This window comes from Dyella solisilvae (assembly GCF_003351225.1).
Classification (GTDB): domain Bacteria; phylum Pseudomonadota; class Gammaproteobacteria; order Xanthomonadales; family Rhodanobacteraceae; genus Dyella; species Dyella solisilvae.
Genome location: NZ_QQSY01000005.1, coordinates 17,266 through 32,813, shown reverse-complemented (window position 1 = coordinate 32,813; position 15,548 = coordinate 17,266). Strand labels below are relative to the sequence as shown.

The 15,548-nt window shown below is 60.9% G+C and carries 11 protein-coding genes; 4 read left to right on the top strand and 7 right to left on the bottom strand.

Annotation, left to right across the window (positions count from 1 at the left end):
* Positions 1–61: 61 nt before the first annotated feature.
* The 4 genes from arcA to DVT68_RS16290 form a co-directional block, all read right to left on the bottom strand.
* The gene (gene arcA / locus DVT68_RS16305) at positions 62–1,318 is read right to left on the bottom strand and encodes an arginine deiminase (protein ID WP_114826172.1); all 1,257 of its coding nucleotides are present in this window, start codon (positions 1,316–1,318) and stop codon (positions 62–64) included.
* A gap of 678 nt (positions 1,319–1,996) precedes the next feature.
* Positions 1,997–3,466 (bottom strand): GntP family permease, encoded by a 1,470-nt coding sequence (locus DVT68_RS16300; protein ID WP_233523518.1) that lies wholly within the window; start codon positions 3,464–3,466, stop codon positions 1,997–1,999.
* A complete protein-coding gene (locus DVT68_RS16295; protein ID WP_114826171.1) occupies positions 3,456–4,475 on the bottom strand; it encodes a patatin-like phospholipase family protein in 1,020 nt (339 codons plus the stop codon). The genes DVT68_RS16300 and DVT68_RS16295 overlap by 11 nt, the downstream gene beginning before the upstream one ends.
* Positions 4,476–5,231: 756 nt before the next feature.
* Positions 5,232–5,420, bottom strand: coding sequence for an antitoxin Xre/MbcA/ParS toxin-binding domain-containing protein (locus DVT68_RS16290; protein WP_158543525.1), 189 nt, complete (start codon positions 5,418–5,420; stop codon positions 5,232–5,234).
* Positions 5,421–5,650: 230 nt separating this feature from the next.
* Between DVT68_RS16290 and DVT68_RS16285 the strand changes: the two genes are divergently transcribed.
* Entirely contained in the window at positions 5,651–5,950 is a 300-nt protein-coding gene (locus DVT68_RS16285) for a ribbon-helix-helix domain-containing protein (protein ID WP_199536095.1), read from the top strand.
* A 120-nt stretch (positions 5,951–6,070) separates the two neighbouring features.
* Here the strand turns inward: DVT68_RS16285 and DVT68_RS16280 are convergent, their stop codons facing one another.
* Entirely contained in the window at positions 6,071–7,006 is a 936-nt protein-coding gene (locus tag DVT68_RS16280; RefSeq protein WP_114826169.1) for a DNA-binding protein, read from the bottom strand.
* A 104-nt stretch (positions 7,007–7,110) separates the two neighbouring features.
* Here DVT68_RS16280 and DVT68_RS16275 point away from each other — a divergent pair, with 104 nt between their 5' ends.
* The 3 genes from DVT68_RS16275 to DVT68_RS16265 all read left to right on the top strand — a co-directional run bounded on the left by DVT68_RS16275 (position 7,111) and on the right by DVT68_RS16265 (position 12,366).
* On the top strand, positions 7,111–8,199 hold the full coding sequence (locus DVT68_RS16275; protein ID WP_114826168.1) for a site-specific integrase: 1,089 nt from the start codon (positions 7,111–7,113) through the stop codon (positions 8,197–8,199).
* Positions 8,200–8,383: 184 nt separating this feature from the next.
* A complete protein-coding gene (locus tag DVT68_RS16270) occupies positions 8,384–10,435 on the top strand; it encodes an ATP-dependent nuclease (protein WP_114826167.1) in 2,052 nt (683 codons plus the stop codon).
* Positions 10,432–12,366 (top strand): UvrD-helicase domain-containing protein, encoded by a 1,935-nt coding sequence (locus DVT68_RS16265; protein WP_114826166.1) that lies wholly within the window; start codon positions 10,432–10,434, stop codon positions 12,364–12,366. Before DVT68_RS16270 ends, DVT68_RS16265 begins: the two co-directional genes overlap by 4 nt.
* 193 nt (positions 12,367–12,559) lie before the next feature.
* On the opposite strand, the gene DVT68_RS16260 is transcribed toward DVT68_RS16265, so the two are convergent.
* Both DVT68_RS16260 and DVT68_RS20330 read right to left on the bottom strand, forming a co-directional pair.
* Positions 12,560–13,639, bottom strand: coding sequence for a reverse transcriptase family protein (locus DVT68_RS16260; protein ID WP_158543524.1), 1,080 nt, complete (start codon positions 13,637–13,639; stop codon positions 12,560–12,562).
* A 257-nt stretch (positions 13,640–13,896) separates the two neighbouring features.
* Positions 13,897–15,183: a phosphoribosyltransferase-like protein gene (locus DVT68_RS20330; RefSeq protein WP_147281756.1), complete on the bottom strand. Its 1,287-nt coding sequence runs from the start codon at positions 15,181–15,183 to the stop codon at positions 13,897–13,899.
* Between the last annotated feature and the right edge of the window lie 365 nt (positions 15,184–15,548).

Below are 15,548 nucleotides of genomic sequence, written 5' to 3'. Positions count from 1 at the left end.
TTCTCCACGGATGGTCTTGGATGGCGCTTCGCCGGGCCGGCGGAGCCCCGCCGTATCCTGTCTAGTAGTCCACAGGGTCGCGGCTGATGGGGCAGGTCATGCAATGACCGCCTCCACGTCCGCGCCCCAATTCGCCCGCAGTAATGGTGATGACCTCGACGCCGGCCTTGCGCAACAAGGTGTTGGTATAGGTGTTGCGGTCATAGCCGACCACCACGCCGGGCTCGATGCAGACCACGTTGTTGCCGTCATCCCATTGCTCGCGCTCGGCGGCGAAGCTGTTGCCGCCCGTTTCGACCACGCGCAGCTTCGGCAGGCCGAGCGCGTCGGCGACGACCTCGATGAACGGCTTTTCCTCGCGGCGCAGGTCGACGTCGCCGGGACTGGAGTCGTCCGGGTGCACAGTGAAAGCCACGATTTCCTTGACCACCTCGGGAAAGATCGTCACCAGGTCGCGATCGCAGAAGGTGAACACTGTGTCGAGGTGCATCGCCGCACGTGACTGGGGCAGGCCGGCGATGATGATCCGCTCGGCGCCCCCTCTGGAGAACAGGGATTGCGCCAGCTCGCCGATGGCCTGGCGCGTGGTCCGCTCACCCATGCCGATCAGCACGACGCCCTTGCCGATGGGCATCACGTCACCACCTTCCAGCGTCGATGAGCCGTGGTCCTGGTCCGGGTCGCCGTACCAGAACTCGAAGTCATGGTCGACGAAATCGGGGTGGAACTTGTAGACCGAAGCCGTCAGCAGGGTTTCCTGGCGACGGGCCGGCCAGTGCATGGGATTGAGCGAAACGCCGCCGTAGATCCAGCAGGAGGTGTCACGGGTGAACAGCATGTTCGGCAGTGGCGGCAGCACGAAGCTGGACTGCCCCAGGTACTGGCGAAACATCTTGAGCGGCTTGCTGTGACTGGTCTCGGGAATGTCCTCGGCCACCACGCCGCCAATCAGGAATTCGACGATCTTGCGCGGCTCCAGGCTTTCGATCCAGGCGCGAACCTCATCGACCAGCGTGACGCCCACGGTGTTCGGGCGGATTTTCCGGTCAAGTATCCATTTCAGCGCCTCGGGATTCTGGATCGTTTCGGCGAGCATGTTATGCATTTCGACCACGTCGACGCCGCGTTCGCGCATCTTCGTCACAAAGTCGAAGTGGTCGCGCTTGGCCTGGCTCACCCACACGACGTCGTCGAACAGCAGTTCGTCGCAGTTGCTTGGCGTCAGGCGCTGGTGCGCCAGGCCTGGCGAGCAGACCATCACCTTCCGGAGCTTGCCGACTTCGGAATAAACGCCGGGTTTGACCTTCTCCGAATTCATCGCGTTTCTCCTGCCATCAAGAGATGAGGCCTAAGGGGCCCCGCGGGCGCACCGGGTGCACCGATCACATCAGCCGCAACGACCCCCTTCTCGACTTGCTCTGGCGTCACGGCATCGCGCCGTGCGCCTGGTAAAGAGCCAACCGCATTAACGATTCGGATTCGCCCGTGTTGTGAAGCCATATCGACAGGATGACTTCGATGAATTGAGGCAACGCGTCCTGCGCTAGTTTGGTCTGGAATAAGCCGGTTAGTCAGACGGGCCAACCGACGCGACCATAGTCCAGCCACCGTAAATGTCGCGTCGGCGTGCGCGATGGATGGTCGTGTGGACTTTTTGTGAAACACGATGCTGCTCTGCGCCAATCGCGGATCCACGCGGCTGCAACGCCACGGCCGACAGTGCGCCCAGTGGAGGAGGGCAGGGTGTCGTGGAGGGCTTGCATACGCGCGACGACGCTGTGCAATGCCCGGGATAATGCTTAAGCAAAAAGCGCAAGGATTCCTTGCGATCGTCACGAAGGCATACGGTGCAACGAACTTGCGAATGCTGGGCTGCACAACCAACGCCGCGGTGTTGTCACCGAGGTCTCGTGGCTGGTATGCGGTCGAACACAATAAGGCAACGCCTTCATGCCATCTGCCGCGTGGTGTTGCGTGGAGGCACGCCGGCTTGGGTTCAGAACGACCCGAACAGTGCCCCTAGTGGAATGATGATGAGCAGCGCCACGATGGGCGGAAGGATGCCCACCGCGACGATGTCGCGATAACTTTCCCGGTGCGTGGCGCCGCACAGACCGAGCAGTGTGACGATGGCGCCGTTGTGCGGCAGCATGTCGAGCGTGCCAGAGCCGATGGCGGCCACGCGATGCAGTAGCGATGGATTGATGCCGGCGGCCTCGGCCGCAGCCTTGTAGAGGCTGCCCATGGCGTCGAGGGCGATCGTGAGCCCACCTGAAGCCGAGCCGGTGAGGCCGGCAAGTACGTTGGTGGCGACGGCAAGCGAGACCACAGGGCCACCCGGCACCGCCAGAACCTGTTCGCGTATGTAGTGAAACGGGGGAAGGGCGGCTATAACGCTGCCGAAGCCGGCCAGGCAGGCCACGCTGAGCGCTGGTATCACCGAGGCGTGCGCGCCTGCATCTACGCTGTCGCGCAGGCGGGGCAGGCGAGCTCGATGCAGCAGGATCAACACGACAATGGCGGCGGCCAGCGCCACGATTACCGACCACACACCAGCCACGGCAGCCATGAAAGTCGATCCCCATTCGGGTTCGGCCAGATACGCCAGATCCATGCGTGGCAGCACCAGGAGCGACATCACCAGGTTCACCACGGTTACCACCACGAGTGGCGCAAACGCGGCGAAGGGCGATGGCGGCGCCTCGGTTGAACTTGGCTCGCCCGCTTCGGCAAGATCAAATTCGTCGGCCAGCGCCCCGCGGGATCGGTCGGATTCCGTTCCGGACAGCACGCTGTGTGGTGCATCGTCATCGACGCTGAAGCCTTCGCCTTTGCCTTGTGCGCTTCTGCAGGCATGAGAGAGCCAGAGCATGCCAAGCCCGAACATCGTGGCGGCTGCGATAAGTCCCAGCCCCGGCGCCGCGAACGGGGTCGTGCCGAAGAAGGGCATCGGTATCGCATTCTGGATGGCGGGCGAGCCGGGTAGCGCCGACATGGTGAACGTGCTGGTGCCGAGCACGATGGCGGCAGGCATGAGTCGCCGGGGTATGTCGGCCGCGATGAACACTTCCCTCGCCATCGGCACCAGCACGAAGAAGGCGACGAACAGACTGACACCGCCGTAAGTGACCAGCGCGCCGGCCAGCACCACGGCGAGGATCGCGCGTTCCGTACCCAGCCAGCGAATCATGGTGTCGGCGATGACGCGGACCGAGCCGCTGTCATTCATTAGCCTGCCGAAGATGGCGCCAAGCAGGAACAAGGGGAAGAAACGCCCCAGGAAATCGGCCGTGCCGACCATGAACAATTGCGTCCAGCTCGCCAGCAACGGGTAGCCTGAAAACAGCGCCGCCACCATCGCCGTCAGTGGAGCCAACACGAGAACGCTCCAGCCGCGAAAGGCAAGCCCGATCAGCAGCGCCAGTGACAGGATCATGCCGATGAGGCCAATGGCGTCAGAGGTCATAGGAAAACGCGTCGATATCAAGGGTGGCGGCCCGACCCAGTTGCGAGCCATGGGCGTCGAGAAATTGCGCGGCCGCATCTCGGCCCGCGTCCCGCAACATCAACAGAAAGGGCCACTCTGCATTGAGCTTGGAGGAATAGCCCAGTTCCAGCATCACATCCCCGGTGATGCGGTGCATGCGCATGCCGGCCCAGTGCGCCGCTTCGCCTTTGCCGGGGTCCGCGACCTGCCGTAGCAGAGCGAGCATGCGGAGTTCTTTCAGGAGCACCGCGTTGAATGAAACCTCGTTGAGCCGGTTGAGGATGTCACGGGCAGCGCGCGGCAGTTCGGGGCGTGCGACCGGATTTACCTGGATAAGGAGCGTGTCCTGCGAATCACACTCGCGCACCAGCGGCGTGATCGTCGGGTTGCCCGAGTAGCCGCCGTCCCAGTAAGCCTCGCCATCAATCTCCACCGCGTGGAACAGGTTCGGCAAACAGGCCGAGGCAAGAAGCACATCCGCGCTCAACTCGCGATTGCGGAACACGCGACCCTGGCCCGTGCGAACGTTGGTCGCGGTCACAAACAGCTTGATCGACCCCTCATGCAGATGGTCGAAAGCGATGCTCGAGGAAAGGATGTCCCGGAGTGGATTGACCCCGTGTGGATTGAGGTCATAAGGCGAGAAGGCGCGCGCCGCCATGTCCATCCATTGGAACACCGGAGAGTGATCGAGCGTCCAGCGGCCCAGCAACACATCGAGCGGCGTGCGCCGGAGCGGGCTGAACATGGCGGCGTCGGACACTTTGCGCCAGAACTGCTCCAGCGCCTGGCGCGCGCCGTTCGCGCCGCCCTTGGCGTAACCGTGCGCCAGAACCGCGGCATTCATGGCACCCGCCGACGTGCCGGATATCCCGTCGATGGTCAGCCAGGATTCCTCCAGCAGACGATCCAGCGCACCCCAGGTGAACGCGCCATGCGAGCCGCCACCTTGCAACGCCAGATCCACGAGCACCGGCTCGTGCTTCATGGGCAGGCATCCCCGGTAGTTGCGCCACAGGGGCCACACCCAGACATGGCGAGTCCAGTTCGAAGCAAAGGTGACGGCTGCATGCGGCCTCCGTGGTCACCAGTCAATGTGCCTGTGCCGAGGTCAACGCATGGTGCATGGGTGACGCTGAGGCCGTGTCTTTAAAGCAGCGCTCCCAAATGGCTTTCGCGAACGCTCCGATCGGGTGAGGCTATTGAGGCTAGTCGTGGGGCCACGGAGGCGATGGGGAACACGGTGCGGCCAAGCCCGCATCTAAAAATGGCGCCATCCAGTATTTTACATAATATACATTATGCGAAATTGGTGATGCTTCTGGCCGGTGGCATGGCCCTCGCATATTGGACCTTCCCGTAGCAAATGTTCTCCGCAGCGAAACCTCTACTTCCTTTTGAGCGCACTCAAGGTTGCCCCGCCTACGCAGTTCTGATGTCCACTGCGTGCACTTTTGGGTGCGCACATTTCGCGCTGTGCCACCCGCGGTGTACACCTTTGAGAGCTCCGCAGATGTTGGTGTCCATATTTGGAAGCGCTACTTGACCTAGGCACTAATGGAATTTGCGGGCTTCATCGGTCAGTCGACTGACCTCGGCACCTAAATTTGGGCGGCAGCGCCACCTAGTTTGTGCCATGTGTGCACTTGAATCTGGGCCAGTGGCGCAAACAACCGGAAGGACTGCGCCATCGTTACTGCAAGCCCTTGGCATCCGGCGGTGCCCAAGACCACGCCCAGGACTGTCAACCGACAAAGCCTGATTCAACTGACGCTATATAGGCGAGCAAGTCATCCGCTTGCCCTTCGGCGACAAGCTGTAACGGCGTCTTGCCACGAAAGGCGGCTAGCGGCTCTTCCAACCATTCCATCACCTTGCGACGATCAAGTGCTACTTCGCTCGCTGCAAGGATCACTCTATCCAGATCAGCCATGGGGCTTCTCGCTTTGCGCGCGAAATCAGTACTCGGGAACTCATTTTGATGCGGCATCTTAACGATACCGCGAATTTCGCACAGCGGCTGCGTTAGGCCTCAATCAGCATATTATTGAGGCCTAGCTATGCGGGACCGGCTGTTTTTGGATACAGAGCGGGCGACCGATGAAGCGCGAAATCTGGTGAGCCTTGCCCTAATCAATGCCGACGGCACGAATGAGGATTCCCATGACCCGCCCCACCAAGCAGCTCAGCATTACCCTGCCGATTGAGATGGTCGATCTGATCGCCAGCAAGGTCAGGACGGGAGAGTACGCCTCGGAAAGCGAGGTCATTCGGCATGGCCTGCGCATGCTGATGGCGCACGACCGAGCGGTGGAGAACTGGCTGCAGTCCGAGGTGGCCGTGACTTATGACACGATCAAGGCAGATCCGTCGAAGGCCATCAGCCCAGCCGATCTGCGCGCTCGCCTGGCCAAGTTGCGGACCTGGACGACAGCTCACCCACGGCAAGGCGACCCAAAGTGACCAGGTGCCAGCCTCATTTGGTTGGTGCCATTCAATCCTCAGTCTGAGATTTGGGCTTATGAGCGATGACCAATATATGCGCTTCGACTCAAGGGACCGCTGTGGCTCCCTGGCCCGAATTTAGGCGTCGCCTCGCTGCTTGCTGATTTGTCGGCGCGTCGGCATCTTTTTGGCTTGGCCGCGCTTTGCCAGTGCCTTGGATACTGTGGGGCGATCTTTCCGTTCTGTGGCTGCCGAGTAGGCCCTCGATAGTGCCTTTTCCAACGCCGCAACCTGACCCGCGTGGCGGGACGCTTCCTGTTCAAGGTGGCGTGTCTGCTCAATGGCGGAGTCACACCGATTTTGGATCGTTGTAACGACATCCCGGTGCCCCCGTTCGGCCGCTTCGTACCGGTGCTGCCATTGCTTTGCATCTTGCCGTGCGCGGTCGACTTCTTGGTGAGAACGGTCCTCCACGGCGCGAATATGCACTTCTTGGCGTTCGCGTTCGCTTTGCAGGGCGACCTGATGGTCGTCCAGCTGGGCTCGGAGCAGCTGGATCAGACCCGCTTGTTGGTCACAATGGTCTTGCAGGCGATCCCGCTGCAGCACCAGGTCGGCTCGCAACGCATGGCTGTCCTGCAATTGGCCATCCAGCGTCGTGCAGGCGTGCTCGGCCAGCTCCCGGGCTGTCTGGGCTTGGGCGATGGCGGTTTCCGCCGCCTGCAGGCGGGTTTCCCAGGTTTCGCGCTCGCGGGCCAATTGGGCCTGAGCGGTCGCCAGGGCGGCGCGTTCGTTGGCGACACGGCTTTCCAACACACGCTCGGCGTGGTCGGCGGCGAGGCGCCACAGCTCGAGCATCGCCTGCCCCACCGCCTCGGGCACTTCCGGCAGGGCGCTCAGTTGTCGCAAGCGCTCCCCCAGTTGCCTGCGCCAGGCATCGAGCATGCGGGTGATCGTGTTGGGCGAGCCGGTGCCGAGTTCCGCGCGCACCTTCTCCACGGTCGGGTTGTCGCCGGCGCCCAGGATGGCGTCCGCGGCCCGATTGACCTGGTCCTGAGTGATGCCTCGCGCCATGAAAAGGTCTCCTCGATCCGCGCCCTGCCCGCTTGGTTTCGTACTCGCGATAAGTGATGATTATCGTGGGTAGACGCCCTATTTCGTAGTATACATTACATATTATGAAAGATATTTCACCGATCCCGACCCTCGCCCAGCCGGCCTCCAGCCTGACGCTGCCGATCCAGCTGGCCCAGCAGGCCGCCGACGCGGTGCGCGAACTGCTCGCGGAAGCGGCCGCCGCCAACACCACGCGCAGCTACGCCAGCGCCCTGCGCTACTGGGCCGGCTGGCATGCGGCGCGCTACGGCATCGAGCTGACGTTGCCGGTGCCCGAGGCCACCGTGCTGCAATTCGTGGTCGATCACGTGGTGCGCCGATCCACCGACGGCGAACTGGCCTGGGAGCTGCCGGCGGTCGTCGACCAGGCCCTGGTCGCGGCCGGCCTCAAGGCCAAGCGCGGTCCGTGGACACTGGCGACGGTCCGCCATCGCGTGGCCGTGCTGTCCACGGCGCACCGGCTCAAACACGTGGCCAATCCGTGCGAGCAGCCGGCGATCCGTACGGTGCTGAGTCGCGCCGCCCGCGCGGCGGTCAAGCGCGGCGAACGCCCGCGCAAGAAGACTGCGATTACCTTGGCCGAGCTCGAGGCGATGTTGGCCACCTGCGACGACAGCCTCGAAGGGCTGCGCGATCGCGCCTTGCTCTGCTTCGGCTTCGCCAGCGGCGGCCGTCGGCGCAGCGAGGTCGCCGCGGCCGATCTGCGCGACCTGCGCCGGATCGGGCCGCAGGGTTTTATTTACCGGCTGGAGCACAGCAAGACCCAGCAAGCCGGCGTGACCGCCACCTCGACACCGGATAAGCCGGTGCTGGATCGGGCAGCCCAGTCGCTGGAGGCCTGGCTGGCCGCCGCCGGGATCACCGAGGGTGCGATTTTCCGGCGGCTGTGGAAGCACCGGGTCGGCCCTGCCCTCTCGCCGGCCGCGGTGGGTGAGATCGTGCAGCGGCGCGCCAGGCTCGCGGGCCTGGAGGGCGATTTTGGCGGGCACAGTCTGCGTTCGGGCTTTGTGACTGAAGCGAGTCGTCAGGGCGTGCCGCTGCCGGCCATCATGGCGATGACCGAGCATCGCGCGGTGTCCAGCGTGATGGGGTACTTCCAATCAGGCAGCGCGGCGGACAATCCCGCCGCTCGCCTTTTGGACGACAACTAGGGGGGCGCTGCAACTCGTCAGCGAGCGCCCCATTGGTTTGGACACTTCGGCCTGCAATGCCCCGTGCAATTACCCCAAGTGGTAAGTGGGGGCGTAAGGGAGAAGGCGGCATCCGAACGGTCCCTTTATCCGGAACTAAGTGCCTCGCTATGCTTCTGCACATCGCACTCCACAGGGACGAGCCGTGCACCTACATAAGATTAAGGCAACCAATTTCCGCATCTTTGGCGACGGTATCACGGGCCCAAAGCTCGACTGGACACTCAATCCGACGCTCAACATCTTGGTTGGCGAAAACGATGCGGGAAAGTCGGCGATTGTGGATGCCATCCGCCACGTACTTTGGACTACTAGCTTCGAGTCCACGCGCCTGCAGGAGCAAGACTTCCACGTTTTCGGTGACAAGCGCACAACCGAGCTGACTATCGAGGCGACCCTCAAGGGCCTCGACGAGGATCAGCAGGCGGCGCTCCTCGAGTGGCTGACCTACGAGGCTGATGGTCAAAGCACGCTGCACCTGACCCTCCACGCACGATGGATTTCAGGCACACCAAAGCGCCGCGCCCGCGTCGAGACCGAAATCCGCTGTGGCGTCGACGGCACCGGGCCGGAACTGGGCGCGGCCGCCCGCGAGATGGTCCGGACCACCTACCTCCGGCCTCTTCGCGACGCCGAAAACGAGCTTCGCTCGGGGCGAGCCTCTCGCTTGTCGCAAATCCTCGCCGCCCACCCAGACACCCAAGGCCAGAAGGACAATGATTTCGACAGGGAAAAAGTTGGTGAGCTACCAACAACTCTGGTGGGCCTGATGGCCCATGCGCAGCACCACATGGGTAATCACGCGGTCATTAAGGCCGTCGAGAAAGTCATCAACGCCGATTACCTCGCTAAGTTCGCATTCGCCGGAGATACGCTCGCAGCCCGCATCCGGCTCGCCACGGAGCTGGCACTCAATCCTATTCTCGAACGATTCGAGCTCACCCTCCAGCCCGCCGGCAACGTCCATGCCGACGTCCGCAGCCCACGCGGCCTCGGCTACAACAACGTGCTCTTCATGGCCACCGAGCTCGTGCTGCTAAAAGAAGGCGATGAGCTCGCCCTGCTGCTCATAGAGGAGCCCGAGGCGCACCTCCACCCTCAGCTCCAGGATCGCGTGATGTCACTCCTCGCCGAGACCTCCGCAGACATCAAGAGCCCGCTGCAGGTGGTCATGACCACCCACAGCCCGTCGCTGGTAGCCGGAGCTCGCGTCGAGGCCATGACCCTTGTCGTCGGTGGCCGCGCCTTCCGACTCGATGGGGAGACCACGAAGCTCGAATTGTCTGACTACGCCTATCTCCGCCGCTTTCTAGAATCGACCCGCGCCAACCTCTTCTTCGCACGTGGCGTCGCCATCGTCGAGGGTCCAGGCGAAGCGCTGCTACTCCCGGCTCTCGCCAAGGCTTGCGGGTTCGATCTTGCCAAACACGGCGTGTCGGTGGTTAACGTTGGCGACGTGGGCCTATACCACTACGCCCGTATCCTCCAGCGAAAGGATGATATCGCGCTGCCTGTCCCGGTTGCCTGCATTACTGACTTCGATGTCGTGCCGGACGGCGCTAATTACGTCGCCAAGAGCGGCGCCGCGAAAGCAGGGGCTGGCGACGATGAGGATGATCCGCGGGAGTGGGAAGAATACGCCCAGGATGGTGCCGCCGAAGTTGAGGGCGAAGATGGCGCTGGCGAGGAATCAGCTAGCGCTAAGAAAACGAAGCCCAAGAAGCGTTTTTTCTCTAACTACACCAACGAAGAGCTCGGCCTACGGCGCGAGACGAAGCAGAAGCGCGCCGAGGGTGGTAGCACCATTGTCTGCGTTTCCGAACACTGGACGTTGGAGTATGACCTCGCCTACTCGGGCTGCTGTGAATTGATGCACATGGCCATCGGGCTTGCCGTGGCGGCAAAGAAGCACGGAGGATTCCTGCCTGAGGACGATTTTGCGAAGGTAAAGAATGCCCGAGTCACGGCATGGAAGAAGCTCCTCACACAAGAGCTCACACAGGAAGCGCTTGCGTGCGAAGTATACAAACCCCTGTACAAAAAACTGGCCTCAAAGGCTGTAACCGCCCAGTACGCAGCAGCCCTTCTCGAAAGTGGTGACTACGGTCAAGGCGAGCAACTGTTCAAGCTCATCCCGCCTTATCTCCAGCGCGCCATCCACCACCTGATGCCCGGTGACAAGAAGGCTGACGCATGACCATTCCGCACATTGCGGAGGAAGACCTCACCGCCCTCACCACTGCCTTCCCAGTCCTCGACTTCACCTCGCCCGAATGTCGGGCGGTCCTGCTTGCAGGCGGGAGAATCGACGTCCAGGCTGCGCCGGGCAGTGGCAAGACCACGATTCTCGCGGCGAAACTCTACTTGCTCAGTCGCAAGTGGGCATCTGACCGCCAAGGGATCTGTGTCATCAGCCACACCAACACCGCCGCCAATGAAATCCGCCACCGCTTGGCGGGCACGCCTGAAGGTACGCGGCTCCTCGCTTACCCCCACTTCATTGGCACCATTCACGCCTTCATCAACCAGTACCTCGCTTTACCCTGGCTGCGAAGCGAGGGCGGTAAAGTTGACATCATTGACGACGAACTTTTCGGCCGCCGGGCTCTCTCTGCCGCGCGGTCAAACTGGACAGTTAAGACTTGGGCGAAGCAGCAGTTTAACGGCGACGAACTCATCGAAAAGATGCGATATGCGGGCGCCGAACTCGACATAGTTTCCGGCAAGGGCTTTCCGTCGGAGAAGAGCGAGTCGGGAAAGTACCTGCGCAAGGTTAAAGGCGACCTCGCAAAGAAGGGCATCTTCCGACACATCGACATGTTCGCGTACGCCGAGCGCGCGATGGCGAATGCGCCCGACCTCCCCGTCCTTCTCGCAAAGCGCTTTCCGCTCGTGATGATTGACGAGATGCAGGACACGTCGCCGAGTCAAACAGCACTCCTCACCAAAGCCTTTGGCAAGGGAGCTATCGTCCAGCGATTCGGCGACATCAACCAACGTATCTTCATTGACGATGATGGCGACGAGAGCGAAGACGGCACCACCTTCCCGGAAGAGCCAGTGCTACCCATGAGTACTAGTCGGCGCTTCGGACCGGTCATTGCTGGCATCGTGTCACAAGTACGGCAGGTCGGTGACGCCGTCGTCGGTAAAGGCCCCGATGTTGCTGCGCCCCCGACCATTTTGGTTTACAAACCAGACTCCATCGGGCGCGTCATACCCCAGTTCGGGGCGCTCGTCCTCGATGCATTCGATGACGCGACCATTGCGGCCGGTGGTCATGTCCGGGCAATTTGCGCCAGAAAGAGTGGGGACGCAAAACAAGTTCCCGGTCGCCACGTCGGTGACTTCTGGCGGCCGCTGGCCGTCGACTCGAAAACCGCGGCGCCGAGGCGCGCGAACGCGTGGCTCTTGCTCGCTGACGATATTGGGATGGGGCGCGCCCCGATCGAGCTTGGCGACCGGGTCGAGCGCGTGCGGCGCATCATCCTCCTAGTCTTGCGCGAAGCGAAGGCATCGATTGCTACTGATGTCCGCGAACCATGGCAGCTCTTCCGCGCGCTTCGCGACGCGGACGTCGACCTCCATTCCTTGCGCCGCGCAATCCGGGACATTGTCATGGACCCGGGCGCCGGGTCGACCGACAAAACCCGCACAACAATCATTAACGCCTTGCATGCGGCTCTGAAGCCTCTCCTTCCTGGCACAACAATCAAGCAATTCGCAGGCTTCGACGTCTTTGCCCATCCTGCGGGCGGCGACGATGCTCCCGCCGAAAATGCATTGCTACGCACTTGTACGGTTTCAGTGGGCGACCGGACCGTGAACATTACGGTCGACACGGTCAGCAATACAAAAGGGGAGACGCATCTTGCGACGCTCTACCTCGAGTCGTTTGGTCGTTACTCCAAGCGGTTCGACGTTGTTGAGGCGCTTGCATGCCTGACTGGACGTAAAACGTCCAAAGGTAAGCAACCGGGGACCCTCCCGGCACAGCTTCGCTACAACTACGTGGGCTTTTCGCGCCCCACTCGCTTTCTTTGCCTTGCCATCAATAGCGAGCGGCTCGATGAGAGCGATCTCGGCAAGCTCATCGATGCCGGTTGGCGGGTCCAGAGCGTCATCTAACGATCAATGCGCCAAAGAGCTCATAGTTGCTCCCGCTAAAGCTGCGCCGCACCCGAACCCGCTAGTGCTCCAGATCGTACGTAGGCCAGGTTGCCATATCTCTCCTGCCGATCGGATTGGTTTGCGCGCAAGTAGAAAGATTGCAGAGTAATCATTTTGCGGGCCGGCAGCCAAGTTTTTGACGCACCAGTACTTAAAGGGGCCACTCCACTGCCTTTAGCGCCTCTTTGTAACGCTCCCCAAAAGCGGGCTCGATCTCGTAAGCGTAGTTCACCAGGCCATGTATGTGGTGTCGAAAGCCGATCAATGATTGAAATCCCAAATGCCTTGCATGCTTAACGGGGCCGGCTTTCGGGCTTTGCAAGAAGAAAACATGCTGCCGAAGCTTTGCCCTAAACTCACGAGTTAGCTTAGGTCTGTCGGTATCAACGAGAAGTCCAAGAAGCAACTTGCGCGCACCAGGGGGCGAGATTGCTGTTTTCGTGGCATTGGGTGAAAGCCCAAACGCGCGCATTTCGCCGTACACTTTTTGAATGACGGAGTGACACTTCTGGCGACTAAATTCACCAGAAGTCGAGAGCGCGAGATCATCGGCGTAACGGGTGTATATGAGTCCGTACTTTTCGGCGATGGCGGTGATATTGGCGTCAAATTGTCGAACGGCCAGATTCGCCAACATGGGGCTTGTTGGCGCCCCCTGGGGCAACGATCCTTTTCGAAAATACTGGTAGCTCGGGATCGCAGACCAACGCGCCGGCTCCACATCCCAATACTTATACGACCGAAGACGAGTCTTCGAATACACGCGCGTACAGATACGAGCAAGCTCGAACGAGATCAATGGTTGATAGCCGAGTTTTCGGAAGACGCCGTAAGCCGCGGACTCACTTATCGACTCAAAAAAACTCCTCACATCAAGCTTGATGAGCCACCTTGATGAGCAGTGAGGCAAGACAGCATCGGAAATGTTGCAGTTCTTTCCGTAAGCAGTGCTAGCGCTATGCGCCGGCGCGACCGCAAGAATTCTCTGAGCTATCCATTTCTGGACGCGCATCAGTGCAGGACTTGGCACGGCAATGACGCGATACCGTGCATGCTGTGGCGAGGACGAGCGCTTGCGTACCTTGAATGTTCGATATGGCTCTGGATCTCGGCGCTCTACAATTGCTCGCAAGAGCGAATAGTCAACTCCCGACCTGTACGCGAGATGTTTTAGAGAAAAAAGCGTCGGGACATGGGGATTGGCCGCGCAAGTGATGTTGCCAGTGCGCACGGCGTTTTCCAGAACCGAGGGGTCTATGCCTCGCCTCTGCCCTAATGATCTGTAACGCTGAGGGCTCCAGTGGGTCATCTACTTTGACACCCGTAGGGTGAGACAGGTCGCACGATGCAGTAAGACATCCGCACGTGCCGCGCAGCGGCAATCGTGTGACCTGCCTTAGCATCAAGCGAGAGCTAATACGAAGGGAAGCAGACTCTGCACCCCGCTTACTTACGGTTAACTGTAAGCCGGCACCGGGCTAGGCCCGGCTAACTAGAATTCCCCACTGGCGCCCTCAGCGCAGTGGGATAGTACTCCCCTGCTGGTTCGGCGGAAACCTCTGCCCCATTATGTTGACGATGTTCGCGGAACCTCCGGATGGACGCCAGCTCCGCCTTTCCCGCATCAGTGAGGCGGCCGTTCGATGATATCCAGTCGTTTGCAGAGCACCGGTCGATCGCCCTTCGTACTTCTTCGTAGGTTAGGCCGGTTTTGGCGGCAATCGCATCAACTCGCCCGGGCCAATTCGTTGATGCGGCAAGCACCAGTAACAACGGAGCAGCGCCAACCTCTAAATCCAAGTCGACAGCGACCTGAGCCAACCGCTGCTGCCTCATGCTCGCGAGTCGATCGCGAATATCTTCACCGTGCGTGACTGAAGAAGAAAATACGTGACGTGTGTGGGAGGTGACTCTCTTGGGGAACAGGGGGAGCCACCTCCTGCTGCTTACGTGAAGTATCCGCGGAGCGTTGTTAGGAATACCGTGAGCAAAGGCCATCAGTACACCCTTACCTCCAAAGCCCATTGACTTCACCGGATCTGCCTTACGTGGGTCGTACCGCATGCAAACATCCACGACCATCTTTGCCTTCTCACGTGAAAAAAGGTCAGAAACAGTTGGGCACAAAGCAACCGTGAAAATGGCCGGCGAAGATGCGTGCTGCAAGACGCGTCGCCGTCCGACGGTGGTTGCTGCATACGCAACGACTTCAAAGTGCATGCCGTGCGTGTGCCGCCGCGACCACCAACTTTTAACGGAAGCCATTTGCCAGGCGGCTTCAAAATAGTCCGCTATACGCTGGCCGCTCCCGACGAGGTCCGTTACCAGCATGAAGCGCCGGATTCGATGCGCTCTAATTTGATCCGGGCCAGGGTGATTGAATGCCTGACCTGGCCGCTGGCGACATACCTCAGAGATGAGTTGGGCCACTAGGCCTTCACTTCCAACGTCGTGCGTCGACGGGTCGAGCGATTGCAATGGCTCCGGGCCATTCCCAACAGCCCTGCGGCGAGGAGTTTCACGCTCACTGAACAGCGGAAGCACGGCGTCATTTTCGTCTTTGGGCAGCTCTCGCTCGACGTACAGACCGACAGGGCCATCTCCGTTGTCGAGACGTTCAATAAGCAAGGCTCTCAACCTTTCGGTGAATTCATCTCGAGAGACAAGCAGCATCGATCGCAGTAGATCGACCACGATCGGCTGATCGGCGACGTTAAACTGAGCAAGCCACGCTTGAACTGGCTGGGACTCAATAAAGGATGTGTTGCCTGCCACTAGTCCTCCGTCATCCATGCGCCCTAAACCAACGCTTCATCCGCTTCATCATACGGCAGCCAGACGCAAGTTCCGAAGGGGGTGATCGAACCCGGGAATAACTTGAAGGACTTCGGATTGCGGGCATACATGCAAAATGCTGCTCGGGCTCTACCCGTGATAACACGGGCTGATCAACACCCTGCCTGGTGCCGTCGATGCTCGTGGGGCTCTTGGCTCCCTGGCGGAATCGGACCGTTCTCCCACGCCGCGCTGAGCAGGGCCTCGCGGAATCGGTCCACCATGGTGCGACCGTTGATGCCGTAGGCCAAGTCTTCTCGACCTCGACTGGGGTTTGTGGAGAACATACGTGAACTTACGTAGAC